General features: G+C 72.2%; 26 protein-coding genes. 11 read left to right on the top strand and 15 right to left on the bottom strand.

The genetic code is table 11. The features are described 5' to 3' along the window. The first annotated feature begins 37 nt into the window (after window positions 1-37). Complete coding sequence (locus tag ABD709_RS15560; RefSeq protein WP_344777034.1) at window positions 38-1,036, top strand: sulfotransferase family protein; 999 nt, start codon at window positions 38-40, stop codon at window positions 1,034-1,036. On the opposite strand, the gene ABD709_RS15555 is transcribed toward ABD709_RS15560, so the two are convergent. Genes ABD709_RS15555 through ABD709_RS15545 form a run of 3 tightly spaced genes read right to left on the bottom strand, consistent with a single transcriptional unit; the run spans window position 988 to window position 3,532 of the window. Beyond that, entirely contained in the window at window positions 988-1,899 is a 912-nt protein-coding gene (locus ABD709_RS15555) for a glycoside hydrolase family protein (RefSeq protein ID WP_344777031.1), read from the bottom strand. The two genes, ABD709_RS15560 and ABD709_RS15555, sit on opposite strands and share 49 nt — an antisense overlap. 32 nt (window positions 1,900-1,931) lie before the next feature. Next, window positions 1,932-2,936 (bottom strand): hypothetical protein, encoded by a 1,005-nt coding sequence (locus ABD709_RS15550; protein WP_344777029.1) that lies wholly within the window; start codon window positions 2,934-2,936, stop codon window positions 1,932-1,934. After that, window positions 2,933-3,532 (bottom strand): RNA polymerase sigma factor, encoded by a 600-nt coding sequence (locus tag ABD709_RS15545; RefSeq protein WP_344777027.1) that lies wholly within the window; start codon window positions 3,530-3,532, stop codon window positions 2,933-2,935. The genes ABD709_RS15550 and ABD709_RS15545 overlap by 4 nt, the downstream gene beginning before the upstream one ends. An 85-nt stretch (window positions 3,533-3,617) precedes the next feature. Here ABD709_RS15545 and ABD709_RS15540 point away from each other — a divergent pair, with 85 nt between their 5' ends. Then, complete coding sequence (locus ABD709_RS15540) at window positions 3,618-4,052, top strand: hypothetical protein (protein ID WP_344777025.1); 435 nt, start codon at window positions 3,618-3,620, stop codon at window positions 4,050-4,052. Between the two features lie 30 nt (window positions 4,053-4,082). Next, a complete protein-coding gene (locus ABD709_RS15535; RefSeq protein WP_344777023.1) occupies window positions 4,083-5,525 on the top strand; it encodes a dienelactone hydrolase family protein in 1,443 nt (480 codons plus the stop codon). A gap of 6 nt (window positions 5,526-5,531) precedes the next feature. Here ABD709_RS15535 and ABD709_RS15530 read toward each other — a convergent pair whose 3' ends face one another. From ABD709_RS15530 to ABD709_RS15510, 5 genes are all read right to left on the bottom strand, one after another. Beyond that, entirely contained in the window at window positions 5,532-6,068 is a 537-nt protein-coding gene (locus ABD709_RS15530; protein ID WP_344777021.1) for a hypothetical protein, read from the bottom strand. Further along, on the bottom strand, window positions 6,065-6,643 hold the full coding sequence (locus ABD709_RS15525) for an RNA polymerase sigma factor (protein ID WP_344777019.1): 579 nt from the start codon (window positions 6,641-6,643) through the stop codon (window positions 6,065-6,067). Before ABD709_RS15525 ends, ABD709_RS15530 begins: the two co-directional genes overlap by 4 nt. Window positions 6,644-6,681: 38 nt before the next feature. Further along, complete coding sequence (gene purB / locus ABD709_RS15520; RefSeq protein WP_425575149.1) at window positions 6,682-8,100, bottom strand: adenylosuccinate lyase; 1,419 nt, start codon at window positions 8,098-8,100, stop codon at window positions 6,682-6,684. Between the two features lie 161 nt (window positions 8,101-8,261). After that, window positions 8,262-9,557, bottom strand: a complete 1,296-nt coding sequence (gene purD / locus ABD709_RS15515) for a phosphoribosylamine--glycine ligase (RefSeq protein WP_344777188.1) — start codon at window positions 9,555-9,557, stop codon at window positions 8,262-8,264. Between the two features lie 17 nt (window positions 9,558-9,574). Beyond that, a complete protein-coding gene (locus ABD709_RS15510) occupies window positions 9,575-10,858 on the bottom strand; it encodes an adenylosuccinate synthase (RefSeq protein ID WP_344777015.1) in 1,284 nt (427 codons plus the stop codon). Between the two features lie 159 nt (window positions 10,859-11,017). Between ABD709_RS15510 and ABD709_RS15505 the strand changes: the two genes are divergently transcribed. Then, complete coding sequence (locus ABD709_RS15505) at window positions 11,018-11,392, top strand: nuclear transport factor 2 family protein (RefSeq protein ID WP_344777013.1); 375 nt, start codon at window positions 11,018-11,020, stop codon at window positions 11,390-11,392. Here the strand turns inward: ABD709_RS15505 and ABD709_RS15500 are convergent. Beyond that, window positions 11,389-11,979, bottom strand: a complete 591-nt coding sequence (locus ABD709_RS15500; RefSeq protein ID WP_344777011.1) for a TMEM175 family protein — start codon at window positions 11,977-11,979, stop codon at window positions 11,389-11,391. The two genes, ABD709_RS15505 and ABD709_RS15500, sit on opposite strands and share 4 nt — an antisense overlap. Window positions 11,980-12,008: 29 nt before the next feature. After that, complete coding sequence (locus tag ABD709_RS15495; RefSeq protein WP_344777009.1) at window positions 12,009-13,469, bottom strand: carboxyl transferase domain-containing protein; 1,461 nt, start codon at window positions 13,467-13,469, stop codon at window positions 12,009-12,011. 35 nt (window positions 13,470-13,504) lie between these two features. Between ABD709_RS15495 and ABD709_RS15490 the strand changes: the two genes are divergently transcribed. Continuing rightward, window positions 13,505-14,452, top strand: coding sequence for a diacylglycerol/lipid kinase family protein (locus ABD709_RS15490; protein WP_344777007.1), 948 nt, complete (start codon window positions 13,505-13,507; stop codon window positions 14,450-14,452). Window positions 14,453-14,472: 20 nt separating this feature from the next. Then, window positions 14,473-16,203, top strand: coding sequence for a lysine--tRNA ligase (gene lysS, locus ABD709_RS15485; RefSeq protein ID WP_344777005.1), 1,731 nt, complete (start codon window positions 14,473-14,475; stop codon window positions 16,201-16,203). A gap of 1 nt (window position 16,204) precedes the next feature. Here lysS and ABD709_RS15480 read toward each other — a convergent pair whose 3' ends face one another. Beyond that, window positions 16,205-16,624 carry an ArsR family transcriptional regulator gene (locus ABD709_RS15480; protein ID WP_344777003.1) on the bottom strand — a complete coding sequence of 140 codons (420 nt, stop codon included), beginning with the start codon at window positions 16,622-16,624 and terminating at the stop codon, window positions 16,205-16,207. A gap of 15 nt (window positions 16,625-16,639) precedes the next feature. Beyond that, a complete protein-coding gene (locus ABD709_RS15475; protein WP_344777001.1) occupies window positions 16,640-17,053 on the bottom strand; it encodes a DUF3151 domain-containing protein in 414 nt (137 codons plus the stop codon). Between the two features lie 51 nt (window positions 17,054-17,104). Between ABD709_RS15475 and ABD709_RS15470 the strand changes: the two genes are divergently transcribed. Beyond that, a complete protein-coding gene (locus ABD709_RS15470) occupies window positions 17,105-18,610 on the top strand; it encodes a DHA2 family efflux MFS transporter permease subunit (protein ID WP_425575147.1) in 1,506 nt (501 codons plus the stop codon). Window positions 18,611-18,634: 24 nt separating this feature from the next. Here the strand turns inward: ABD709_RS15470 and fbaA are convergent, their stop codons facing one another. Further along, window positions 18,635-19,666: a class II fructose-bisphosphate aldolase gene (fbaA, locus tag ABD709_RS15465; protein WP_344776997.1), complete on the bottom strand. Its 1,032-nt coding sequence runs from the start codon at window positions 19,664-19,666 to the stop codon at window positions 18,635-18,637. Window positions 19,667-19,791: 125 nt separating this feature from the next. On the opposite strand from fbaA, the gene ABD709_RS15460 reads away from it, so the two are divergent. Next, on the top strand, window positions 19,792-20,616 hold the full coding sequence (locus tag ABD709_RS15460; RefSeq protein ID WP_344776995.1) for a hypothetical protein: 825 nt from the start codon (window positions 19,792-19,794) through the stop codon (window positions 20,614-20,616). Continuing rightward, window positions 20,613-21,113, top strand: a complete 501-nt coding sequence (locus ABD709_RS15455; protein ID WP_344776993.1) for a SigE family RNA polymerase sigma factor — start codon at window positions 20,613-20,615, stop codon at window positions 21,111-21,113. The genes ABD709_RS15460 and ABD709_RS15455 overlap by 4 nt, the downstream gene beginning before the upstream one ends. A gap of 12 nt (window positions 21,114-21,125) precedes the next feature. Here the strand turns inward: ABD709_RS15455 and ABD709_RS15450 are convergent, their stop codons facing one another. Then, on the bottom strand, window positions 21,126-22,244 hold the full coding sequence (locus tag ABD709_RS15450; RefSeq protein WP_344776991.1) for a glycosyl hydrolase family 18 protein: 1,119 nt from the start codon (window positions 22,242-22,244) through the stop codon (window positions 21,126-21,128). Window positions 22,245-22,374: 130 nt separating this feature from the next. Here ABD709_RS15450 and ABD709_RS15445 point away from each other — a divergent pair, with 130 nt between their 5' ends. Continuing rightward, entirely contained in the window at window positions 22,375-23,115 is a 741-nt protein-coding gene (locus ABD709_RS15445; RefSeq protein WP_344776989.1) for a hypothetical protein, read from the top strand. Window positions 23,116-23,130: 15 nt separating this feature from the next. Then, complete coding sequence (locus ABD709_RS15440; protein WP_344776987.1) at window positions 23,131-23,895, top strand: hypothetical protein; 765 nt, start codon at window positions 23,131-23,133, stop codon at window positions 23,893-23,895. Here the strand turns inward: ABD709_RS15440 and ABD709_RS15435 are convergent. After that, window positions 23,892-24,539 carry a TrmH family RNA methyltransferase gene (locus ABD709_RS15435; RefSeq protein WP_344777186.1) on the bottom strand — a complete coding sequence of 216 codons (648 nt, stop codon included), beginning with the start codon at window positions 24,537-24,539 and terminating at the stop codon, window positions 23,892-23,894. The two genes, ABD709_RS15440 and ABD709_RS15435, sit on opposite strands and share 4 nt — an antisense overlap. Window positions 24,540-24,602: the final 63 nt, after the last annotated feature.

Genomic DNA, 24,602 nt, shown 5'->3' with positions numbered 1-24,602 from the left:
ACACTAAGTCAGTGTTCTTACTTTGGGAGGCCCGCCGATGACCCGTCCGCCGCGACCGGACTTCCTCCTCGCCGGCGCCCCGAAGGCGGGCACGACCGCGCTGCACGCGGCGCTCGCGCAGCACCCCGAGGTGTTCGTGAGCAACCCGAAGGAGCCGAAGTTCTGGCTGTGCGACGGCGCGCCACCCCCGCACTGGCGCGGCCCGGGCGACAAGCACTCGCAGCAGGAGTGGGTCTGGCGTCCGCAGGAGTACGCCGACCTGTTCCGAGCGGCCCGCCCGGAGCAGGTGCGCGGCGAGTCGACACCGTTCTACCTCTGGAGCCGGGGCGCCCACCGGCGGATCGCCGAGGCGCTCCCCGACGTACGGATCATCGCGGTCGTCCGCGACCCGATCGACCGCGCCTACAGCAACTGGATGCACCTGTGGTCCGACGGTCTCGAGCCGGTGCCGGACTTCGAGGAGGCGCTCGCGCGCGAGACCGCACGCATCGAGGCCGGCTGGGCGCCGTTCTGGCGCTACCGCGAGCTCGGCCGCTACGGCGAGCAGCTCGCGCACCTCTATGCCTACGTCGACCCGCAGCGCGTGCTCGTGCTGCGCTACCGGGAGATCGTCGACGAGCCGGGCTCGACGTTCAACCGGGTGTGCGGGTTCCTCGGCATCACCGAGGGCATCGTGGGCGAGGTGCCCCGCGACAACGCCAAGCCCTACGTCACGCCGGGCTGGCGACCGACGGTCCTCGGCCCGGTCGTGCGGACCGGCGCCCGGCTCGGCCAGTTCGCGCCGCCGCGCTACTGGCGCCGGGCCAGCGTCCCGCTGGTGTCGATGCTCGCCGGGGACAAGTCGGCGCGCCGCCCCTCGCTGACCGCCGCCCAGCGCGAGCGGCTGATCCCGGCGTTCGCCGACGACATCGCGCGGCTGTCCCAGCTCACCGGGCAGGACTTCTCCGACTGGCTGTCCACCGCCGACCGCGGCTCGTTCCTCGAGCGTCAGGCGGCGGGGAACCGCTCGCCGAGGAGGACGGTCACCAGGTCGTGAGCCCCGTCCGGGCGCGCGACCTCGACGTAGAGCCGCGTGCGACCGTCCGGCAGCTCGACCGCGGTCGCGTAGCGCCAGGCGCCGTCGGAGTGCGGTGAGGAGATCGGCTGGTCGTCGACGGCCATCAGCCGGGTGCCGGTCCAGCGGGCGATGCCCGTGGTCTCGTGCCAGTTGGAGGCAGCGTCGGGACGGCCGTCGTACAGCACCGTCCGCGGCTCCCCCGGCCCGGACGGCAGCACCGTGGTCACGCGGGCGCCGCGCGCGTCCCACCGCCCCGGGCGGCCGACGAGGACCTCGCCGAGGTCCATCCAGCGCAGCCCGTCCTTCGAGACCAGGCGGTGCGTCGACATCCGGTCCTCGTGGCCGATCTCGGTCAGCGGGTGGTGGCACAGCCACATCTCCCAGCCGCTCTCGGTCTGCACCACCACCGGGTCCTTCACACCGACGCCGAGGTTGCCGCGGTGCACCGCCCTGCGCTCACCGAACGGCAGCTCGTCCGGGGTGTCGGCGGTGAGGCTGTCGACCCACCAGTGCTTGGAGTTGGGCGTCGCGCAGGACAGGTAGAGGCGCCACCGGCCGTCCGGGAGCAGCACCAGCGCGGGCCGCTCGAAGGACTCGCACCCGAACGCCTCGCGCGGGATCTCGCACACCGGCTCGAAGTGGACGCCGTCCTCGCCGCGGGCCAGCACGACCGCGACGCCGCGGCCGTCGGTCAGCGGCCGGCGGACGCGGTAGGTGAGCCAGAAGGTGCCGTCGACCAGCACCGCGCTGGCCGCCCCCGCCCAGTTGCCGGGACCGGCAGCGGGGGCGGGGACGACCAGCTCGGCGTCGTCGTAGGTGGGGAAGGAGGGCGCGAGCGTCATGTGGTGATGTTACTACACCAACTTACTAGGCTTTAGTTCCCGCACCCGATCTGCCCGGCGTAGTCCTCGGGGACGGTGCCCGCCGCGAGCTCGTCCGCGAACTGCCAGATCACCTGCGACCAGCCACCCTCCGGTCGCATCTCCTTCAGGATCGGCCAGTCGCGGCTGGTGGCCATCGCGTCGACCGCCTGCTGCATCGCCGCCTTGTCGCCGTCCTGCTTCGCGGCGACGTACTCGTCGAGCCAGGCACACGTGACGGCTCCGGTCACCTGGGCGCCGAGCTGGTAGCGCTCGATCTCGTCGGACTGGATGTCCTTGTCGAAGCCGTCCGGCACCGGGATCGGCGCCAGCATCTGCGCGATCACGTCCGGACGCTCGTCGTCGGTGACGAAGCTGTCCGGCAGGTAGGAGTCGAGGTCGGCGGGGTCGATCGCGAGCAGGTGACCGAGCAGGCTGCGGTAGGCCGCCTCGTCCATGCCGCTGCCCCGGAACTCGAGCATGAAGTCCCCGACCACCGGCCGGATCACCGTGTGGTCCTCCGCGGAGTAGGCCCAGAGCAGGGACGGCTTCCCGAGCACGGTGACCTTCTCGGCCTTGCCGATGTCCTGCCGGTCGGTGAGGTAGGAGTCGTACTGGTCGGCCGGCCGCCAGTCGATGTCGAGGGTCTCGTCGCCGGACTGGTAGGAGATCTCGCCGCCGCCCTCGTCGACGGAGTCGGCGTTGACCAGCTGCCAGCCGGGCGCCTGGAGCACCGCGATCTCGCCGCCGCCCGGTGCGGCGACGGGCAGGTGTGCGGCGGTGGTGCCGCCGTCCAGCAGCCTCGGCACGGCGACCGCGGCTGCGATCGCCGCGACCGCAGCCGCGGCGCCGAGGGCCGGGAGCCAGCGCCGGCGCCGGCTCTCGCGCCGCTCCGCCAGGTCGTCGGTGGTGACAGGGGTCTCGGTCGGGATGGCCATGATCTCCTCCAGCAGGTCGGCCCGCCCCTCCTGGATCGGCAGCCGCGACACGGCTTCGTCGGTCAGCTTCGGGCTGCTCATGACTGCTCCTCCTTCGCGGCGAGCTCTCGGTTACGGGAGGGTGGATGTCCGCCGGGGCCGGCGTCGTTGCAGTCCGCGCCCGGGTCGTCGCCGAGGAGCGCGCGCAGGCGGGCCTTGGCCCGCGACAGCCGCGGCCGGACCACCGTCGCCGGCAGGCCCAGCACCTCGCCGATCTCGCGCGACTCGAGGCCCTCCCACAGGTGCAGCTGGAGGACCTCCTCGTCGCGGGCGCTCAGCCGGGCCATCGCCGCGGTGACGTCGGCGCGGTGCACGGTCTCGTCGGCCCAGCCGGCAGAGTCGCGGACGGCGGACACCAGCTGGATCCGCAGCCGGGCACCGAGTGCCGCCCGCCGGGACTCGCCGCGGCGGTGGTTGGCCAGGACCCGCCGCGCGACGCCGTACAGCCAGGGCCGGGCGGACTCCCCGTGCGGGACGTGCCGCAGCCGTCGCCAGGCGACGACGAACGTCTCGGCCGCCACGTCGGCCGCGTCCTCGGGACGGTCGGTCCGGCGCAGCGCGTAGCCGAGGACCGCGTCGAAGTGCGCGGCGTAGAGGCCGCGGAAGGTGTCCTCGGGTGCCGTTGCTGCGAGCTCCATGACTCTCCCGTGTCCGACAGTGAGGGGATCGTTGCAGACGGGGGCCGCTGGAATCGGGGGCGCACGCGTTTGGCAGAGTGAAGCCATGCCGGAGTCAGCAGAAGATGTCTGGGCACGGATCGTCGGCGCCTCCCGCCGGGCGGTCGACGGCGAGTGCCCCGAGTGCGCCAGCGTCACGCCCGAACGGATCGTCTGGGAGGACGACAGCTGGATCCTCTCCTACTCCGACGGTCCGGCCGAGCTGTCGACCGCGTTGCTGCTCCAGACCCGTGAGCACACGCGGGTCGGCCAGCTCGACGACGACCTCGCGACCCAGTTCGGCCGCATCTCGAACCGGCTGGTCCGGATCATCGAGAACCTCCCGGAGGCGGAGTACGTCGACGTCAGCCGCTACGGCGCGCACCGCGGGCACTTCCACGTCTGGTTCTTCGCGCCGTACGCCCAGGACAGCAAGGACCCCGTCGACCTGCACACGGTCGCCACGAAGCTCGCCAACTGGGGCGGCAACGCCCGCGCCTAACCCCCGGCAGCAGAACTCGTTCTACCGGGCGTGAAGACCCTCTCGGCTCTGCTCCTGACCCTGGCGCTGTCCCTGACGCACGCGCCGGCCGGCCACGCCGCCGACCCCGCACCGCGGCCCTACAGCCCGGTCGCGGACCTCGCGAACATGACCGCCGCGTACGGGCGGATCGTCGGGCCCGGCGGGCAGCTGCGCAACCCCGCCTACCTGCCCGCCCTGGTGCAGCAGAGCAACAAGGTGACCACCGCCCAGCTGCTCCAGCAGGCCGCCGAGCCCAACCGGCTGGCCCTGACGCCGGCGGTCCTGGTCCCTGGGTGGAACGTCGGCAACCCGCTCCGCGCCGGCTGGGACGGCACCCGCGGCCGCACGAAGCAGGTCGCGTTCCTCAACCGGTTCGGGGCGCAGCTGCGCGGCACCCTCTACGCCCCGCTCCCGGACGCGCGGGACCCCTACACGGGTGCGCGGCTCTCGGCGCCGTACCCCGGGGTCGTCATCACGCCGGGCTCCGTCGGCGGTTCCCAGGGGATGTACCAGTGGCTCGCCGAGGACCTCGCCGAGCGCGGCTACCTGGTGCTGCTCTACGACGTCCAGGGCGAGGGCACCTCGGAGACCCTGCCGCACATGTCCGGCTCGGCGTTCCCCTACTGCAACCCGTTCGCGCCGCCGGCCGGCGACCCGGAGCTGGGCACCCAGCAGATGACCGGCTGCCCGGGCGTTCCCTTCCAGCAGCTGTCGAACTTCACGACCGGCACCGAGGACGCGGTCGACTTCTTCACCGGCGCCGCGAACCCGTGGCTCGACCTGTGGGACCAGAGCCCGCTCGACCACCCCACGGCGCCGGGACGCACCACCAAGCTGGCGATCATCGGCCACTCGATGGGCGCGTTCGCGGTCTCCCAGGTGCAGGAGTACGACGACCGGGTCGCGACGGTCGTCGCGCTCGACAAGCTCGCCGCACCGAAGGGCATGGCGCCCTACGACCAGGGCACGATCGAGCCGGAGGTGCCTGCGCTCGGGGTGCAGTCGGAGTACGGCTTCACGGTGACTCCGTGGCAGCTCTCCGGCGGGTCGTCGATCGTCCCCGGCGGAGGTGCCCCGGACCCGATGCGCGAGCGGGAGACCGGCTTCGACGCGTGGCGGGCCTCCGGCGAGGACTCGATGCTGGTGGTGCCGCGGGCCTCCACGCACCTGGAGTACACCGACATCCCGCTGGTGCTGCCGGCCAGCCGCTACGGCCAGGACCTGGCCTCGGTCTACGTCCAGCGGTGGCTGGACCGCTACCTGCGGGACGGCTCGCAGGGTGCGCTGCTCGCGAGCTCGCTCCGCTACCTCGAGCCGCGCGGCCACGGCCGCTGGCAGCCGATCACGCTGCGACGGGACCCGCTGCTGAGCGGGAGGTACTGCTCGGCGTACTCGCTGGGGAGCGGCGAGAGCCACCAGGAGGACCTGGACTGGACCGGCGTCGGCTGCTGACCCGGGTCAGCGGTGGTGGCGCGGGCCCAGCTGGAGCACGCAGCCGTGCCGCTTCAGGACGACGTAGTAGCGGCCCTTCCGCACCTCCTCGAGGCTCCTGAGCTGCCCGCTGCGCGCCTTGAGCACGTGCTGGAGGTCCCGGGTCCGGAGCTGGTCGCACCGGTGCCCGGTGACCTTGACGGCGTGCTGCGGCCGGGTCGGCGACTCGGCGCGGGAGGACGGTGCGGACGACGGGGTGGTCGACGTCGGCTCGCTGGACGCGGGGGCCGGCGCCGACGCCGAGGTCGCGGCGGCGACCTGGTCGCCGGCGGAGTCGTCGCTGTCGTTGCTGGCGAGGAGCCAGCCGCCGCCTCCGACGACGACGAGGGCGGCCGCGACACCGACGGCGAGCAGGACCTTGCTGGGCGTGGACGCCGGCTGCTTGCCGGGGCCGGGTGTGGACACGATCTCCTCCAGGAGCTGGGCCCGCTCCTGGTGCAGCCCCTCGATCCGCTCCCGTGGATAGGGATCGAGCCCGCGGAGCGGGTCGTCGGGATCGGTCATCGGGGCTCGCCAGTCACGAGTGGGGGCAGGACGTCGAGCACATGTCCGGCCGGTCTCTGCGCGTCACCCCAGAGCGTCCGGAACCTCGCCCGGGCACGGGACAGCCGCATCCGCGCGGTGCTCGGAGGGATCCCGATGACGCCGGCCGCGTCGCTCGGCGTCAGGCCGTCCCAGCCCACGAGCATGAGCAGCTCGCGGTCGTCGGGCCCGAGCCGCAGGAGCACCCGCCGCACCCGGTCCCACTCCGCGACGCCGACGGCCGGGTCGGGCTCGACCTCGCGCTGCAGGGTGTCCCGGAGCCGGCCGCCGAGCCGCTGGCGCCGCCGCGCGGAGCGGTGGTAGTTCGACAGCACGTTGCGCGCGATCCCGAACAGCCACGGGCGCCCGTCGCCGGGCGGCGCCTCGTCGTACCGCCGCCACGCGACGAGGAAGACCTCGCTGACCACGTCCGCCGCGTCGGCGGGCTGGTCGACCCGGCGCAGCGCGTAGCCGAGGACGGCCGTGAAGTTGCCGTCGTAGAGCGCGCGGAAGCCCTCCTCGGCGTCTGCGTCACCGGGCGCGGCGAACCCCGTCATGTCCCTCCATGTCCGGCTCGCCACCGCGCGTCACCGGCCTAGAGGATCTCGCCCGGACGGTAGGCCGCGGCGTCCGGGTGCTTCTCCACGAGTACGGCGACCGCGCGGCACACCGCCTGGGTCTGGGCGACGGCCGCGCCGGTGAACGTGATCGGGTCGGCGACCAGCGAGGCCAGCTGCTCGGAGGTGAGGCCGAGCCGGTCGTCGGCGGCGAGCTTGGCGAAGACGTCGTTCTCGGCCTGGCCCTTGCGCATCGACAGCGCGGTGCCGACCGCGGCCTCCTTGATCGCCTCGTGCGCGGTCTCCCGGCCGACGCCGTTGCGCACGGCCGCCATGAGGACCTTCGTGGTCGAGAGGAACGGCAGGTAGCGGTCGAGCTCCCGCTGGATCACTGCGGGGAAGGCACCGAACTCGTCGAGCACCGTGAGGAAGGTCTGGAACAGGCCGTCGACGGCGAAGAACGCGTCCGGCAGCGCGACGCGGCGCACCACCGAGCAGGACACGTCGCCCTCGTTCCACTGGTCGCCGGCGAGCTCGCCGACCATCGACAGGTAGCCGCGGGTGACGACCGCCAGCCCGTTGACCCGCTCGCAGGAGCGAGTGTTCATCTTGTGCGGCATCGCCGAGGAGCCGACCTGCCCCTCCTTGAAGCCCTCGGTCACCAGCTCGTTGCCGGCCATCAGCCGGATCGTCGTGGCGAGGTTCGACGGCGCCGCGACCAGCTGCACCAGCGCGGACAGCACGTCGAAGTCGAGGCTGCGCGGGTAGACCTGGCCCACCGACGTCAGGACCCGCTCGAAGCCGAGGTGGTGCGCCACCCGCTGCTCGAGCTCCTCGAGCTTCGTCTCGTCGCCGCCGAGGAGGTCGAGCATGTCCTGGGCGGTGCCCATCGGGCCCTTGATGCCGCGCAGCGGGTAGCGCGCCAGCAGCTCCTCGACGCGCTCGACCGCGATCATCAGCTCGTCGGCGATCGTCGCGAACCGCTTGCCGAGCGTGGTCGCCTGGGCGGCGACGTTGTGCGAGCGGCCGGCCATCACGGTGGTCTCGTGCTCGGCAGCGAGGCGGGCGAGCCGGGCCAGGGTGGCGATCGCGCGGTCGCGCAGCAGCGCGAGCGACTGCCGGACCTGGAGCTGCTCGACGTTCTCGGTGAGGTCGCGCGAGGTCATCCCCTTGTGGATGTGCTCGTGCCCGGCGAGCGCGGAGAATTCCTCGATCCGCGCCTTCACGTCGTGCCGGGTGATCCGCTCCCGGGCTGCGATCGAGTCGAGGTCGACCTTCTCGACGACGCTCTCGTAGGCCTCCACGACGCCGTCCGGTACGTCGATGCCGAGGTCGCGCTGCGCCTCGAGCACGGCGATCCACAGCCGCCGCTCGAGCACGATCTTGTGCTCGGGCGACCAGATCTCGGCGAGGTCGGGCGCTGCGTAGCGGGTGGCGAGCACGTTCGGGACTGTCACGGTGCCCGATTCTCCCATGACGGGATCGCTGCTGGACGGTTGCTCGGCCTGCGACGAATCATCACGGTATGCAGGCGAGCGGATGCTTCCCGGGTGGAGCTCCCCGGGGGAAGTGGGGAATCACCTGCATACCGTGATGATTCGGCAGCGACGCGCCCCGGTCAGTCCGCGACCGACGCGCCCTCGACGACGCCGAGCGGCTCGGCGGCGATGTCGGAGCGCCGCTGCATGCCTTCGAAGCTGATCAGGTCGGCGGCGGCGTAAGCGCGGGTCCGGGCGTCGTCGATGTCGTAGCCGACGGCGCGGACCGCGAGCACCCGGCCGCCGGCGGTGACCAGGTGCCGGTGGTCCGGATCGCCCGGCTCCGGTGCGTCCACCAGCGCGGTGCCGGCGTGGATGACGTCGACGTCGTTGACGCCGTTCGCGGCACCGACGCCGGTGATGACGTTGCCCTTCGAGGACGACTCCGGGTAGCCGGCGGAAGCGAGCACGACCGTCACGGCGGCGTCGGCGCCGAAGGTCGGCGCCGGGACGTCGGCCAGGCGGCCCTCGGCCGCCGCGTGCAGCAGCTGCCCGAACGGCGACTCGAGCAGCGCGAGCACCGGCTGGATGTCGGGGTCGCCGAAGCGGCAGTTGAACTCGATGACCTTGGGTCCGGCGGCGGTGAGGGCCAGGCCGACGTACAGGCAGCCGACGAAGGGCGCGCCGCGACGCGCCATCTCGTCGAGGGTCGGGCGCACGACGGTCTCCATCACCACGTCGGCGAGGCCCGGCGGCGCCCAGGGCAGCGGCGAGTAGGAGCCCATGCCGCCGGTGTTGGGGCCGCGGCCGCCGTCGAAGATCCGCTTGAAGTCCTGCGCGGGCTGGAGCGGGTACGCCGTCGCGCCGTCGCAGACCGCGAACAGCGAGACCTCGGGCCCGTCGAGGAACTCCTCGACCACGACCCGCTCGCACCCGGCCGCGTGCGCCAGCGCCTCGGCCCGGTCGCGAGTCACGACGACGCCCTTGCCGGCGGCGAGCGCGTCGTCCTTGACGACGTACGGCGCCCCGAAGGCGTCGAGCGCCGCGGCGACCTCCTCGGCCGTCGCGCAGGTGCGTGAGCCGGCGGTCGGTACGCCGGCCATGGCCATGACCTCCTTGGAGAACGCCTTGGAGCCCTCGAGCCGCGCGGCCGCGCGGCTCGGCCCGAAGACGGCGATCCCGCGCTCACGGACCGCGTCGGCGACGCCGGCGACGAGCGGCGCCTCCGGGCCCACGACGACCAGGTCGGCGCCGATCTCCTCGGCGAGGTCCGCCACGGCGGAGCCGTCCATCGGATCGAGCGCGTGCAGGGTGGCGACGGCACCGATGCCGGGGTTGCCCGGCGCGGCGTGGACGGCGCCGACGTCGGGGTCCGCGGCGAGCGCCAGGGCGATCGCGTGCTCGCGGCCACCGGTGCCGACGACGAGGCAGGTCAGGCTCAACGCGGTTCCTCTCAGCGGAGCGGGTGCCGGACGACGACCTCGTCGCGGGCGGGTCCGACACCGACGAGCGAGATCCGGGCGCCGGCGCGCTCCTCGACGTACTCCACGTAGCGCTGGGCGGCGGCGGGGAGGTCCTCGAAGCTGCGCGCCTCGGCGATGTCCTCCCACCAGCCGGGGAGGTACTCGTAGACCGGGACCGCGTGGTGGAAGTCGGTCTGGTTGACCGGCATCTCGTCGTACCGCTTGCCGTCGATCTCGTAGGCCACGCAGACCGGCACCTGCTCGAGGCCGGTCAGCACGTCGAGCTTGGTCAGCACGAAGTCGGTGACGCCGTTGATGCGGGCGGCGTACCGGGCGATCACGGTGTCGAACCAGCCGCAGCGTCGCGGGCGGCCGGTGGTGGTGCCGTACTCCCAGCCCTGCTTGCGCAGGAACTCACCCGAGTCGTCGTGCAGCTCGGTCGGGAACGGGCCTTCGCCGACGCGGGTCGTGTAGGCCTTGACGATGCCGATCACCTGGTCGATCCGGGTCGGCGGGATGCCCGACCCGGTGCACGCGCCGCCGGCCGTGGCCGAGGAGGAGGTCACGAACGGGTAGGTGCCGTGGTCGACGTCGAGCAGGGTCGCCTGCCCGGCCTCGAGCAGCACGGTCTCGCCGCGGTCGAGCGCGTCGCCGAGCAGCAGCGTGGTGTCGCAGACGTACGGCGCCAGCCGCTCGGTGTGTCCGAGCAGCTCCTCGACGGTCTGCTCGACCGACGGCGCGCGGCGGTTGTAGATCTTCGTGAGGACCTGGCCCTTGAGGTCGAGGGCGCCCTCGACCTTGGCGGTGAGGATCTTCTCGTCGAACAGGTCCTGGACCCGGATGCCGATCCGGTTCATCTTGTCGGCGTACGTCGGCCCGATGCCGCGGCCGGTCGTGCCGATCCGGCGGCTGCCGAGGAAGCGCTCGGTGACCTTGTCCAGGGTGCGGTTGTAGTCGGCGATCACGTGCGCGTTGGCCGACAGCTTGAGAGCCGAGGTGTCGATGCCGCGCGCCTCGAGGCCGTCGATCTCCTGGAACAGCACGTCGAGGTCGACGACGACGCCGTTGCCGATCACCGGCGTGCAGCCCGCGGTCAGGATGCCGCTGGGCAGCAGGTGCAGGGCGTACTTCTCGTCCCCGATGACCACGGTGTGGCCGGCGTTGTTGCCGCCGTTGAACTTCACGACGTAGTCGACGCGGTCGCCGAGGTGGTCGGTGGCCTTCCCCTTGCCCTCGTCGCCCCACTGGGCACCGACGATCACGATGGCTGGCATGCGGTTGCTCCTTCGGTGAGACCCAGGGATACGGAGTCCCTCCGCGCCCCAGGGATGTCTGCGGGGCCGGCTGCTCAACGCCGGAGGAACGTTACCAAAGGGCCTCCGATCGGCTAACGTGCCGCGGTAGAACCTGTTCTAGTTACCCGGAGGCCTCGAATGCCGGCAGCGCGCGACCAGATCCTCGCGACCATCCAGAAGTACGTCGACCTGGTGGCCGGCGGCACCACGGCCGAGGTGGTCGCGCTGTACGCGGAGGGCGCGACGGTCGAGGACCCGGTCGGCACCGAGGTGCGCACCACCCGGGAGTCGATCACCGAGTTCTACAGCGGGCTCGAGGCGCTCGAGCAGCAGGGCACCCTGGTCTCCGCACGGGTCGCCGGCAACGAGGCGGCGTTCCAGTTCGAGCTGGTCACGAAGGCCGGGGACCAGACCTACACGCTGGCGCCGATCGACGTGATGACCTTCGACGACGACGCCCGGATCACCAGCATGCGGGCGTTCTGGAGCGGCGAGGACATGGTCGTCAGCTAGCCGCGCTCCGCGGCCAGGAACCGCTCGACCCGGCGGTCGGGCACCAGCCACGTCAGCGCGACGATCACCGCGGGCACCAGGCCGGCGTACGGGTTCACGAGCGCGAGCAGGATGCCCACGACGTAGAGCACCGGCGACAGCTTCCCCTTGAGGTCGGAGCCCAGAGCCGCCCGGGCGCGGTCGCCGGAGGGTGTGCGGAAGATGGCGAGCTGGAGCAGGTAGTAGGCGATCGCGGCGGCCAGCAGGTTGAGGCCGTAGACGACCGTCGGCACCTCGTCGACGTTGCTCTCGTCGAGCCAGCCGTTGGTGAACGGGACGATGCTGAGCCAGAAGAGCAGGTGCAGGTTCGCCCAGAGCACCGTGCCGTCGACGTCGTCGACCAGCTGGAACAGGTGATGGTGGTTGCTCCAGTAGATGCCGATGTAGACGAAGCTGAGCACGTAGGTCAGCAGGCCCACGCCGGACGTGTGGATCAGCGAGTGCCACGTCGCGTCCTCGGGGCTTGGTGGCTTCAGCTCCAGCACCATGACCGTGATGACGATGGCGAGCACGCCGTCGCTGAACGCCTCGAGCCTGCTGGTGGTCATGCGCCGAGGATAAGGAATGCCGAGTCGGCTCAAGCTTGTGCCGACTCGGCGAGGTGGTGGGCGATCTCGGCTGCGACCGCGCGGGCGAGGGTCTCGGGGGTGTCCTCGTCGAGCTCGGGCACGACGCCGTGCACGTCGCCGCCCGCGAGCAGGCTGAGCGCGCCGATGCCCTGGGCCGCGGCCATCTCCGGAGCGTGGTCGACGTCGCCGTGCACGATGACGCTGGCACCCTCCGGTGGCAGCGGCGAGAGCCAGCCGCGCTGCGCCGCGAGCACGGTGCGTGCGGGCAGCAGCGCGAGCGCACCGCCGCCGCAGCCCTGGCCGAGGATCACCGAGACCGTCGGGACCGTCATCGTCACCAGGGTCGCGATGCAGCGCGCGATCTCGCCCGCGATCGCGCCCTCCTCGGCCTCCCGGGACAGCTCGGCCCCGGGAGTGTCGACGACGGTGACCAGCGGCAGCCGGAGCTCCTCGGCGAGCGCCATCGCCCGCCGCGCCTCCCGGAGCGCGCCCGGTCCCATCGGCGTTGCCGGGGTCTGTCGGGACCGGTCCTGGCCGACCAGCACGCACGGCCGCCCGTCCAGCCGGGTCAGCGCGATCAGCACGGTGTCGTCGCGCTCACCCTCGTCGGTGCCGCGCAGGCGCAGGGTGCCCGTGGCGCCGTACCGAAGCAGCTCGCGGACGCCGGTCCGCTCGGCGTCGCGGGTGTGCTCGACGTCGACCCAGACGTCGTGGTCCGACGTCGTGCCGCGTGGGACCGGCGGGCGGCGTACGAGCTCCGGGTCCGAGGGTGGGTCGACCAGCACGCCGAGCGCGGTGTCGACGAGAGCCGGCAGGTCCTCGGCGGGCACGACGGCGTCGAGGACCCCCTTCGCGGCGAGGTTCTCGGCGACCTGGACGCCCTCGGGGAACGGCTCGCCGTGGAGCGCCTCGTAGACCTTCGGGCCGAGGAAGCCGACCAGCGCGCCCGGCTCGGCGGTGGTCACGTGGCCGAGCGATCCCCAGGAGGCGTACACGCCGCCGGTGGTGGGGTGCCGCAGGTGCACGAGGTAGGGCAGCCCCGCCGCGCGGTGCTCCATCAGGGCGCGCGAGATCTCGACCATCTGCACGAAGGCGCGGGTGCCCTCCTGCATCCGGGTACCACCGGAGGCGGTGCTCGCCAGGACGGGGAGGCCCTCCCGGGTGGCCCGGCGTACGGCGTGCGCGATCCGCTGCGCCGCGGCGATGCCGATCGAGCCGGCCAGGAACCGGAACTCGTTGACCACGAAGGCGACCGGCCGGCCGCGCACCGTCCCGCGCCCGGTCAGCACGGACTCGTCGGTGCCGGCCTTCTCGGCGGCGGACCGCAGCTCGGCCTGGTAGGCCTCGGAGTGCCCGGAGATGTCGACAGGCTCGTCCCACGACTCGTAGCTGCCGGCGTCCAGCACGAGCTCGACCAGCTCGCGTGCGGTCCAGCGACGCGCGTGCGACGGTGTCCCCGGGGTCCCCATGGGGCGGAATCCAACCACCTGCCTAGGCTGGGCCGATGCCCGTCTCGGAACCACTGCTCGTCGTGACCCACACCGGCGCGGGTCGCAGCGACGACCCCGAGCTCGAGGCCGCCCTCGGCGTCCTCCGCGAGCGCTGCTCCGTCGAGGTGCAGGCCACGGACGGGCCGGGCGAGCTGGACGGCGTGCTCCACCGGGCCGGGTCCCGGCCGATCATCGTGGCGGGCGGGGACGGCAGCATCCACGCGGTGATCGCGGCGCTGCACCGGCGCCACGAGCTCGAGGGCCGGGTGCTCGGCATCCTGCCGGCCGGCACCGGCAACGACCTCGCCCGGATGCTCGAGATCCCGCTCGACCTCGAGGAGGCGGCACGGGCCATCCTCGACGGCGAGCCGAAGCCGACGGACCTGCTGGTCGACGAGGTCGGCAACGTCGTCGTCAACAACGTGCACCTCGGCGCGGGTGCGGAGGCGGCGCGGCACGGCGCGGTCTGGAAGGAGCGCCTCGGCTCCGTCGGGGTGGGCAAGGTCAACCTGGGCCGGCTCGGCTATCCCCTCGGCGCTCTGATGGCCGCCATCGACCCGCCGACGCTGCGGGTCCGGGTCACGGTGGACGACGAGCTGGTCACCGACGTGGACAGCCCGGTGCTCCAGGTCGCGCTCGGCAACGGGGCCTCGGTCGGCGGCGGCACCGAGCTGGTCCCGGACGCGAACCCCTTCGACGGGCTGATCGACGTACTGGTCGCCTCGCCCGCCGGCCGGCTCTCACAGCTGTCGTACGCCGTCCGGCTGCCGTTCGGCGCGCACCGCACGCACGGCGAGGTCATCACCGTCCGCGGTCGCACGGTCTCGGTGAGCGGCTCGGAGTTCTGGTGCAGCGCGGACGGGGAGCTCTACGGCCCCGAGCGGCACCGCACCTGGCGCGTGGAGGCGGGCGCCTACTCCATGATCCTGCCTCCGGGCGGCGAATCGGGCGCGACGGCCTGACCTGGCTAGGCTGACCCGCCGTGGCACGAGGACAGCAGGGCAGCGAGATCAGCGACTGGGTGACCCGGACCGCCGACCTGGCGCTCCGGCACGCCGAGTCGGTCAACGGCGGCACCCTGCCCGACCTGGTCACCTGCGCCTCCGGCATCAGCCCGTCCGGGCCGATCCACCTGGGCAACCTGCGCGAGTTCCTGACGGTGCACTTCGTCACCGAGGAGATCCGCCGGCGCGGCATCGCCGTGCGCCACCTGCACAGCTGGGACGACTACGACCGGTTCCGCAAGGTGCCGGCGGGCGTCGACCAGTCCTGGAACGAGCACATCGGCCGGCCGCTGACGGCCGTGCCCGACCCGACCGGGCAGTACGACAACTGGGCCGAGCTCTACAAGGCACCGCTGCGGGCCGCGCTCGCCGAGATGGGCTGCGACATGGTCGAGGTCGACCAGACGCGGATGTACCGCTCCGGCGCCTACCGCGAGCAGGTGCTGACCGCCGTGCGGAAGCGGGGCGAGATCGAGGCGGTCCTCTCCCGGTACCGGACCAAGAAGGCCGCCGACGGCGCGGATGACCCGGAGGGCGCCGAGGAGTCGAGCGCGGAGGCGGACGACGCCGGCCACGGCGCGAGCGAGGACCTGGCCCGGTTCCCGTTCAAGCCCTACTGCCGCGGCTGTGGCCGGGACACGGTGACGCTGACGTCCTACGACGACGAGACGACCGACCTGGCCTACACGTGCGACGTGTGCGGCGACTCCTTCGTCACCAACCTCGCGACGCAGGACGAGGGCAAGCTGGTCTGGAAGGTCGACTGGCCGATGCGCTGGACCTTCGAGCAGGTGCACTTCGAGCCGGGCGGCGTCGACCACGCCAGCCCCGGGTCGTCGTACACCGTCGGCAAGGAGATCGTCGGCCCGGTCTTCGGCGGCAGCGCGCCGTCGTTCGTGGGCTACTCGTTCGTGGGCGTGGCCGGGATGCCGAAGATGTCGTCGTCCAAGGGCGGCGTGCCGACCGCGGCCGAGGCGCTGCGGATCCTCGAGGCGCCGATCCTGCGGTGGCTCTATGTCCGCCGGCAGCCGAAGCAGGCGTTCAACGTCGACTTCGGGCAGGAGGTGCTGCGGCTCTACGACGAGTGGGACGCGCTGGCGAAGAAGGCAGCGATCCCCGAGAAGCGCGACGCCGCGGTGCTGGCGTGGGAGCGGGCCTCGTCGACCTCCTCCGCCGGCCGGCTGCCGGCGCCGGCGGTCGTCGTACCGTTCCGGATGCTGTCGTCGATCGCCGACGTGACCGCCGGCTCGGCCGACCTCGTCTCGGCGACGGTCCGGAAGGTCGGCTTCGCGCACGACTCGGTCGCCGACCTCGAGCCGCGGCTCTCGCGGGCGATGACGTGGGTCGGTGAGTACGTCGACGCCGAGGAACGCACGACCGTGCGGGTCGAGCCCGACGCGACTCGCCTCAGCGACCTCTCCGAGGACGAGGAGACCTGGCTGCGGATCCTGCTGGACCGGCTGCCCGACTCCTTCGACCGCGAGGACATGGCCGACGAGCTGACCGGCCTGATCTACGGCGTCCCCAAGCTCGGCCGCGGCCTCGCCCTCGACGACGCTCCCACCGACGAGGTGAAGGCCGACCAGAAGGCGTTCTTCAGGCTGCTCTACGAGCTCCTCGTCGCCGCCGAGCGCGGCCCCCGGCTGCCCACCCTGTTCGCGGCGCTGGGCGCCGAGCGGATCCGCACCCTGCTCACGCCGCCCGCCTGAGCTACCGCCCGAGGACCAGCACCAGCACCACGACCGCGGTCGCCAGCACGCCGGCGAGGCCGGCGAGGGCGACGGCGACGGCGGGGAAGGGCCGCGGGTACTCCGGCAGGGCGTCCGAGCGCGGACGCTTGAGGCGGGCGCGCCGGACGCGTCCGACCAGGCCGTAGACGGTCGGGGTGTCCAGCTCGACGATGCGGTGCCACTGCGTGTCGGCGTCCGGCGCGACGACGCGGGCGACGAGCTCGGCGCGCTCGAGCTTGCGCAGGTGGGTGCGGACGGAGTCCTCGACGATGCCGGCCTCGGCGGCGAGCTCGGCAAGAGTCTTGGGCTGAGCGAGCGCCAGGTAGACCCACCAGGTCCGGGGACCGAGCCGCGGGAGGTCAGGTCGTGCGGGTGAGGGCGACCCGGTCACCTCGCTCACCCGCACGACCTCCAGTCAGCCCAGCAGCTGGTTGGCACCAGTCTGACTGGAATCACGTAGGAACGTCGAGCACCTCTCCCACTCGTCCGTCTCGCCGATCGCCCGGGCGGCCTTGGCCAGCAGCGCGAGGCAGGTGAGGAAGCCTCGGTTGGGCTCGTGCTCCCACGGCACGGGGCCGTGCCCCTTCCAGCCGTTGCGCCGGAGCAGGTCGAGGGACCGGTGGTAGCCCACCCGGGCGTAGGCATAGACCGTCACCGCGTCGAGGTCGGCGTCGACGGCGGCATGCGCGAGCGTCGCCCAGGCCAGCGGGGAGGCCGGGAAGCGGCGTACGACGTCGACCGGCTCCTCACCGGAGGCGACCGCCTCGGTCGCCGGGTCCTCGGGCAGGTGCGTCGGCGGGGGTCCCGCCATCAGGTCGACGTGGCTCATGCGATCAGGTTGCCAGACCCGGAATGGTTGTCGGTGGCCAGTGGTTGACTCATGTTCGTGACCCAGACCTCGCCTCCGCAGACCGACGTCCCTGCCGACGTGCGTCCGTGGCCCGCTCTCGGCGCCCTGTGCATCGGCTTCTTCATGATCCTCGTCGACATGACGATCGTGACCGTGGCGACGCCGACGATCCAGGAAGACCTCGACGCGACCACCAACTCGGTGCTGTGGGTGACCAGCGCCTACCTGCTGGCGTACGCCGCTCCCGTGCTCATCGCGGGCCGGCTCGGTGACCGGATCGGGCCGAAGTGGATGTACCTCACCGGACTCGCCGTCTTCACCGCCGCGTCGCTCTGGTGCGGCCTGAGCGGCACGATCGAGATGCTGATCGCCGCGCGGGTCGTGCAGGGCATCGGCGCCGCGATGATCACCCCGCAGACGATGGCGGTGATCACGCGGATCTTCCCCGCCGACAAGCGAGGCCAGGCGATGGCGCTCTGGGGCGCGACCGCCGGCGTGGCCACCCTGGTCGGCCCGATCCTCGGCGGTGTGCTGGTCGACGCCCTGGGCTGGGAGTGGATCTTCTTCATCAACGTCCCGGTCGGCCTCGTCGCGTTCTACCTCAACTGGCGCCTCGTGCCGGTGCTCGCGACGCACGAGCACACCTTCGACTGGTGGGGCGTCGTGCTCAGCGCGGTGGGCATGTTCGCGCTGGTCTTCGGCATCCAGAACGGCGAGCAGCGCGACTGGGACTCCGTGGTGTGGGCCCTCATCGTCGGCGGCCTCGTGGTGATGGCGCTCTTCATCCTCTGGGAGGCGCGCAACCGCAAGGAGCCGCTGGTCCCGCTCTCGATCTTCTCCGACCGCAACTTCTCCGTCTCCAACGTCGGGATCACCTGCATGGGCTTCGCGGCCGTGGCCATGGGCTTCCCGCTGATGCTGTTCGCCCAGCTGGTGCGCGGCCTGTCGGCGCTCGAGGCGTCGCTGCTGTTCGTCCCGATGGCGGTCATCTCGCTCTTCATGGCGCCGGTGGTCGGCAGGTTCACCGACAAGGTGCACCCGCGGATCCTGACCACGGGTGGGTTCTCGCTGTGCGCGATCGCGATCTTCTTCGTCGCCCAGGGCATCGACCCCGACGCCGCCTGGTGGCGGATCCTCGTGCCCATGGGCGTGCTGGGGCTCGGCATGTCCGGCGTCTGGGCGCCGTTGGCGGCGACCGCGACCCGCAACCTGCCGATGCACCAGGCCGGCGCCGGCGCCGGCGTCTACAACGCGACCCGGCTGGTCGGCTCCGTGATCGGGTCCGCCGGCATCGCCGTGCTGATCGACAGCCGGCTCGTCGCCCACGGCCTGCCCACCGGCGGCGCCGCCTCCTCGGGCCAGAGCACGCTGCCCGCCCAGATCTGGGAGCCGTTCAGCGACGCGATGTCCCAGGCCACCCTGCTCCCGGCAGCGGTCCTCGCGCTCGGTGCGGTGGCGAGCCTGCTGTTCGAGATGCCGAAGCACCTGCACGGGCCGGCGGCCGCCGCCGTACCCGCCGCGCCGGCGAGCGACTGACCGAGGGCCGGCCGGCGGTCGGTCTCAGCCGACCGACTTGCCGGCGGCCCGCAGGTTCTCGCACGCCTCGCCGACGCGGGCGGCCATCCCGGCCTCGGCGGCCTTGCCCCACGAGCGCGGGTCGTAGACCTTCTTGTTGCCGACCTCGCCGTCGACCTTGAGCACGCCGTCGTAGTTCTGGAACATGTGCGCCGCGACCGGGCGGGTGAAGGCGTACTGGGTGTCGGTGTCGACGTTCATCTTCACGACGCCGTAGTCGACGGCCGCGCTGATCTCCTCGGCGGTCGAGCCGGAGCCACCGTGGAAGACCAGGTCGAAGGGCCGCGCGTCCGCGGCGAGTCCGAGCTCCTTGACCACGGCCTCCTGGGCGGCCTTGAGGATCTCCGGGCGGAGCTTCACGTTGCCGGGCTTGTAGACGCCGTGCACGTTGCCGAAGGTCAGCGCCGTCATGTAGCGGCCCTTCTCGCCGGTGCCGAGCGCCCGCACCGTGGCCAGCGCGTCCTCCGGTGTCGTGTAGAGCTTCTCGTCGATCGCGCCGACGATGCCGTCCTCCTCGCCGCCGACGACGCCGACCTCGATCTCGAGGATGATGTGCGCCTTCGCGCAGCGCTCGAGCAGGTCCTCGGCGATCTCGAGGTTCTCGGCGAGCGGTACGGCGGAGCCGTCCCACATGTGGGACTGGAACAGCGGCGCCTCGCCCTTGGCGACGCGCTCCGCGGAGATGTCGATCAGCGGCCGCACGAAGCCGTCGAGCTTGTCCTTCGGGCAGTGGTCGGTGTGCAGCGCGATGTTGACGGGGTAGCTCTTGGCCACCTCGGCGGCGTACGCCGCGAACGCGACCGACCCGGTGACCATGTTCTTCACCGACGGGCCGGAGAGGTACTCCGCGCCACCCGTGGAGATCTGGATGATGCCGTCGGAGCCGGCGTCGGCGAAGCCCTGGAGAGCGGCGTTCAGCGTCTGCGAGGACGACACGTTGATCGCCGGGAACGCGTAGGAGCCGGCCTTCGCGGCGTCCAGCATCTCGGCGTACTTCTCGGGGGTGGCGATGGGCATGACGGCGCAGCTCCTGCTCACGAGTGGATCCGGTTCCTCTCACACTATCCGCCGCGCTCGTGACAACCGGCCGCGGTCCCGTTCCGTATTCGCAGGTGAGGTACTCGCACCACACTGGAGGAGCCATGACCGACGTGACCGACCTGCTGGGCGCCCAGCTCGATGCCGCACCGGCGCCCGCCGCCCCGCTGGACATCGACGCCCTGCTCCGCGACGGGCGCCGCGCCCGCACCCGCCGGCGCGCCGCCGTGGGGGCGGGAGTCGTCGCCGCGGCGCTCGTCATCGGCGGCGCCGGGTGGACGCTGGGGGCGGGCGGCTCCGACGTCGCGACCGATCGCCCGCCGGTCGCCGGCCAGTCGACGCCGACGGCCGATCCCGTCCTCGAGGGCGGCCTGCTTGCGGCGTACTCACCGGACGGCGCTCTGGTGATCAGGGACGGCTGGCACGTGACGCAGCGGATCCCCAACCCGATGGGCTACCGGCCTCCGGCAGCCTCCGTCGCCCTCGAGCTGACCGACGGCACGGACCGCTACTGGTACCTCGTCCGGCGGGACGCCGACGGCAGCGGCTCGACCTCGGACGAGGCGCAGAAGGGGTTCGCGACGTTCCAGGAGTGGGTCGACGACCAGGTCGGCGCCAACCGACCCGACCCGATCGGCGAGGCGCTCGACCTCGGTGCCGACGGACGGCTCACCTCGTCCAACGAGGCCATCCGGATCGTCGCCCAGCGCGTGGGCGACGACATCGGCCGTGCCGAGTGGGCGCCGGCGGACACGACCGTCGCGCAGCTCCGCTTCGACGGGCAGACGTGGTTCGTCGCCGCCCGCAACCACGTCCGCGGCGGCTGGGAGCTCGCGCCCCCGGTCGACACCCCCAAGGCCGGGACCACGCTGGACTCCTACGTCGACTACCTGCGCGCCCAGTACGCGTCGGGCGAGGGCGTCCGGTGATCGGCGCCGACCGCGAGGCCTCCTACGTCGACTTCGTGGCGGCGCGGCGCGACCACCTGCGCCGCGTGGCGTACGCGCTGTGCAGCGACTGGCACCGCGCCGACGACCTCCTCCAGATCGCGCTGGTCAAGCTGTACGTCGCCTGGCCGCGCGTCCGGCGCAACGGGGCCGAGGAGGCCTACGTCCGCACCATCCTGGTCCGCGCGAGCATCGACGAGGCCCGGCGGCCCTGGCGACGCCGAGAGCTGCCCACCGACGAGCTGCCGGAGCTGGCGGCGCGACAGTCGGACGCGCTCGGCGAGCGGCCCGCCCTGCTCGCCGCGCTCGAGGACCTGCCGCCGCAGCAGCGCGCGGCCGTGGTGCTGCGGCACTGGCTGGGTCTGTCCGTCGCCGAGACCGCCAAGGAGATGGGCATCTCCGAGGGAACGGTCAAGAGCCACACCTCCCGCGGCCTCGACGCGCTCAGGTCCGCGCTGGCCGAGTCGTCGGCCGGCTGAGGAACCGCCTGCTCAGTGCAGCCACTCCTGCCCGACGGTCGCCAACAGCGGGTTGCCGCCCGACGACGGGAGGTACTGCTGGTTGACGGTCCACATGATCACGCCACCCAGCCCCTGATCGGCCTCCCAGGCGATCTTGGCCTTGATGGACCGCGGGGTCTCGTAGGTGATGTAGGTGCAGTGCTTCTTGTTCCCCGAGAGGTACGGCGCCTCGGCCGCGCTGTCGTAGTGGCTCCTCATCGCCGGCTGGTAGGTCGTCCTGATCTGCCGGTACTGCAGGTGGTAGTCGTCCCTGAGGATCGTGGACCCCCTGAGCTTCTGGCGCGGTCCGGTGACCGGCGCGGAGAAGCAGAGCCCGTAGGCGCCGATCCCCACGCCCAGCTGGGACGCGGGCACGCCCGCGTCGAGGTAGGCCTGCACGCTGGACTCCACCGACGTCGGCGTGGAGCCGGACTCCCCCTTCAGCGCTGAGGAGTGCCACGACTTCCAACCCTGGTAGGTGTAGGCCATGCCGTAGGCCATCACGTCCACGCGGTCGAACGCGGCCGCGACACCGTCCAGGCCCGAGAGATCCGGCGGGAAGTTGGCGTTGATCGGCTCCACCGGGACGCTCAGCACGGCTCCCGGCCATCCCGCCCGGATGGCGGTGCCGAGCTGGGCGAGCAGGGCCTGGTCGCCAGGCTCCAACGGCTCCCAGTCCACGTCGACGCCGTCGTAGCCCAGGCCCTGGAGGGCGACGATCGACTGCACGAGCGTGGCGGGGTGGTTCGTCATCGCGTCGTGGAACGCCGGTCCGGAACCGGCACCACCGACCGAGGCGACCACCCGCGCGCCGTTGGAGTGACCGGCCGTGATCAGACTGGTCGCGAGGTCGTTGCCCTGCCCGGCGGTGCCCTGGTAGAGCCGGTGGTCGAGCGTCCCGCTGCCGTCGACGAGGTAGAACGACACCGCCAGGTCCGTCATCCCCGACCAGTCGATCGCGTCGACCGGGTAGGCGTCCGCCTCGTAACCTGCGTAGTACCCGATGCTCCAGCGCTGGATCAGCTCCTTCGACGACCCCGGGTCGTCCGCACTCGCGGGGGCGACCAGCGCACCCAGGGTCACCACCACGACGAGAAGCGCTCTCAGCATCGCCTCACGCTAGCCGCGCTCGACGGGCCACGGATTTCTTTGAAGTCCTGCGTCAGAGCTGCAACAACAGGGAAACTGCGGGCACCTGATCGGATCTACTCGGGAGTCATCCCGGTGAGGAAGTACGTCGATGCGCGCCCTGCGCTCCGCAGCCGTCCTGGCCGCCGCCCTGTCCACCCTGCTCGTCGCGCCCGGGAGCGCGTCCGCCGAGCGCGGCGCCGTCGCCACCCCCGTCGTCGGCGACTGCCACACCCTGACCGTGGACGAGGGCGCGAAGTTCTCCGACCCGGACCCGACGGTGCCGTGCACCAACAGGCACACCTCGATCACCATCGAGGTGGTCCAGCTGTCGAACCCGGACTGGTCGGCCGCGGACGCGCTCTGGAAGAAGCTCTCGAAGCCGTGCTACCTCGGTCTGATCGACGCGCTGGGCGGCAACACCAAGAAGATCCAGCTGTCCGCCTACACGTTCTACTGGTTCGGCCCGACGAAGGCCGAGCGTGACGCAGGAGCTTCCTGGGTCCGCTGTGACGCCGTGGTGCTCGGCGGCGGCAAGTTCGTTCCGCTCCCCGCGGGGACGGATATCTCGCTCGGGTCGCTGCCGCTCGGCAACAAGCTCGCGGAGTGCCGTGCCGGCAAGCGCGCCGACTATCAGGTGCTCTCCTGCTCCAGGCGCCACGCCTACCGCGCGACGCTCGCGCTGAATTACCCCGGCGACACCTACCCCGGCAAGAAGGCAGCGCTGCACTGGGCGCTCCGCCACTGCCGGGCGCACCTCGACGGGGCGTTCTACTACGAGTCGGTGCCGTCGAAGTTCTCCTGGAACCTCGGCTTCCGGTACGCCGTCTGTCTGCCCGAGACCCGCTCCTAGGCCGAGGAGAGCTCCATGCGCCGCCCGCTCCGCGCTACCGCCCTCGTGGCGGCTGCCCTGTCCGTTGCGCTGATCGCCCCGGTGAGCAGCACTGCGTCCGCCGACGCCCCTCGCCGCGGGGTGGACACAGCTCCTCCGGCCGAGGGGAGCTGCCACGACCTGACCTACGCCGAGGGTCTCAACGCGGCCGATCCCGACCCTGCCGTCGACTGCACCGAGGCACACACCTCGGTGACCCTGGCGGTCGTGAAGTTCGCCAAGGCGCCGGACTGGAGCGATGTGGGAGCGCTCTACCGCCGGTCGCAGGAGAAGTGCGTCCGCGGCGAGATCCTGGTCTTCGGCGCCGAGCCCAAGGCGCTCCAGTCGTCCGCCTACTCGGAGTGGCTCTTCGTCCCGTCCAAGGCACAGCGCGACGCGGGCGCGAAGTGGGTGCGGTGCGACATCGCACTTGCCGAGGGCAAGACGCTGCAGCCCCTGCCCACCGACGGGCCACCGCAGCTCGGGCCGCTCCCGCTCGACGACAGCCTGGCCCGCTGCCGGGCCGGGAAGCCGCTGGGGTTCCTCGTCGTCGCCTGCTCAGGCCCGCACACCCAGGGTGCGGCGCCCCTCATCAAGCGTCCTGGTGGGACCTATCCGGGAACGAAGCGCATGCACGCGTGGACCTATCAGCGCTGCCACGCGAAGCTCGGTCGTTCGCTCGGGGTGTACGAGTGGCCGACCAAGCCGATGTGGCGCCACGGGCTGCGCTTCTCCACCTGCTTCCGGAAGACCAGGTCCTAGCCGCGCCAGGCGTCGTCCGACGACAGGTCGGCGTGCTGCACCACCCACGAGTGCATCGCGATGGCGGCGGCGGCCGAGGCGTTGATCGACCGCGTCGAGCCGAACTGGGCGATGGAGAACGTGCCGGCGCAGGCGTGGCGGGCGGCGTCGGAGAGACCCGGGCCCTCCTGGCCGAAGAGGAAGCAGACCCGCCGCGGGATGCGCATCGTCTCCAGGTGCTGCGAGCCGGGCAGGTTGTCGACGCCGAGCAGCGGCACCGGTCCCCCGTCGAGCGTGTCGAGGTAGGCCGCCAGGTCCTCGACCGTCGGGTGGTGCCGCACGTGCTGGTAGCGGTCGGTCACCATGGCGCCCCGGCGGTTCCAGCGGCGGCTGCCGACGATGTGCACCTCGCGCGCGAGGAACGCGTTCGCCGAGCGGACGATCGTGCCGATGTTGAAGTCGTGCTGCCAGTTCTCGATCGCGACGTGGAAGTCGTGCCGCCGGGCGTCGAGGTCGGCGACGATGGCCTCCATCGACCAGTACCGGTAGCGGTCGACCACGTTGCGCCGATCGCCCTCCGCGAGCAGCCGCTCGTCGTACTGCTCACCCTCGGGCCGAGGGCCCTCCCAGGGGCCGACGCCGACCTCCGGACGGCCGTGGGGCATCGGGTCGTACGGCGCCCGCGGCTCCTCGTCGTCCACGGGCGGACCATAAAGCATGGGACCGTC

The organism is Nocardioides panacisoli (genome assembly GCF_039537325.1).
GTDB lineage: Bacteria > Actinomycetota > Actinomycetes > Propionibacteriales > Nocardioidaceae > Nocardioides > Nocardioides panacisoli.
The sequence above is the reverse complement of the archived record's forward strand: the minus strand, read 5'-3'. Positions and strand labels throughout refer to the sequence as shown.

Excerpts from the sequence above, each read along its gene's own strand:
- ABD709_RS15445 (WP_344776989.1), top strand. The coding sequence starts at position 22,375 with ATGCGCGCCCTGCGCTCCGCAGCCGTCCTGGCCGCCGCCCTGTCCACC.
- ABD709_RS15530 (WP_344777021.1), bottom strand. The coding sequence starts at position 6,068 with ATGACCGATCCCGACGACCCGCTCCGCGGGCTCGATCCCTATCCACGG.
- ABD709_RS15435 (WP_344777186.1), bottom strand. The coding sequence starts at position 24,539 with ATGCCCCACGGCCGTCCGGAGGTCGGCGTCGGCCCCTGGGAGGGCCCT.
- fbaA (WP_344776997.1), bottom strand. The coding sequence starts at position 19,666 with ATGCCCATCGCCACCCCCGAGAAGTACGCCGAGATGCTGGACGCCGCG.
- ABD709_RS15460 (WP_344776995.1), top strand. The coding sequence starts at position 19,792 with ATGACCGACGTGACCGACCTGCTGGGCGCCCAGCTCGATGCCGCACCG.
- ABD709_RS15470 (WP_425575147.1), top strand. The coding sequence starts at position 17,105 with ATGTTCGTGACCCAGACCTCGCCTCCGCAGACCGACGTCCCTGCCGAC.
- ABD709_RS15560 (WP_344777034.1), top strand. The coding sequence starts at position 38 with ATGACCCGTCCGCCGCGACCGGACTTCCTCCTCGCCGGCGCCCCGAAG.
- ABD709_RS15475 (WP_344777001.1), bottom strand. The coding sequence starts at position 17,053 with ATGAGCCACGTCGACCTGATGGCGGGACCCCCGCCGACGCACCTGCCC.
- ABD709_RS15495 (WP_344777009.1), bottom strand. The coding sequence starts at position 13,469 with ATGGGGACCCCGGGGACACCGTCGCACGCGCGTCGCTGGACCGCACGC.
- ABD709_RS15440 (WP_344776987.1), top strand. The coding sequence starts at position 23,131 with ATGCGCCGCCCGCTCCGCGCTACCGCCCTCGTGGCGGCTGCCCTGTCC.
- ABD709_RS15525 (WP_344777019.1), bottom strand. The coding sequence starts at position 6,643 with ATGACGGGGTTCGCCGCGCCCGGTGACGCAGACGCCGAGGAGGGCTTC.
- ABD709_RS15450 (WP_344776991.1), bottom strand. The coding sequence starts at position 22,244 with ATGCTGAGAGCGCTTCTCGTCGTGGTGGTGACCCTGGGTGCGCTGGTC.
- ABD709_RS15540 (WP_344777025.1), top strand. The coding sequence starts at position 3,618 with ATGCCGGAGTCAGCAGAAGATGTCTGGGCACGGATCGTCGGCGCCTCC.
- ABD709_RS15545 (WP_344777027.1), bottom strand. The coding sequence starts at position 3,532 with ATGGAGCTCGCAGCAACGGCACCCGAGGACACCTTCCGCGGCCTCTAC.
- ABD709_RS15555 (WP_344777031.1), bottom strand. The coding sequence starts at position 1,899 with ATGACGCTCGCGCCCTCCTTCCCCACCTACGACGACGCCGAGCTGGTC.
- ABD709_RS15550 (WP_344777029.1), bottom strand. The coding sequence starts at position 2,936 with ATGAGCAGCCCGAAGCTGACCGACGAAGCCGTGTCGCGGCTGCCGATC.
- ABD709_RS15500 (WP_344777011.1), bottom strand. The coding sequence starts at position 11,979 with ATGACCACCAGCAGGCTCGAGGCGTTCAGCGACGGCGTGCTCGCCATC.
- ABD709_RS15505 (WP_344777013.1), top strand. The coding sequence starts at position 11,018 with ATGCCGGCAGCGCGCGACCAGATCCTCGCGACCATCCAGAAGTACGTC.
- ABD709_RS15490 (WP_344777007.1), top strand. The coding sequence starts at position 13,505 with ATGCCCGTCTCGGAACCACTGCTCGTCGTGACCCACACCGGCGCGGGT.
- ABD709_RS15510 (WP_344777015.1), bottom strand. The coding sequence starts at position 10,858 with ATGCCAGCCATCGTGATCGTCGGTGCCCAGTGGGGCGACGAGGGCAAG.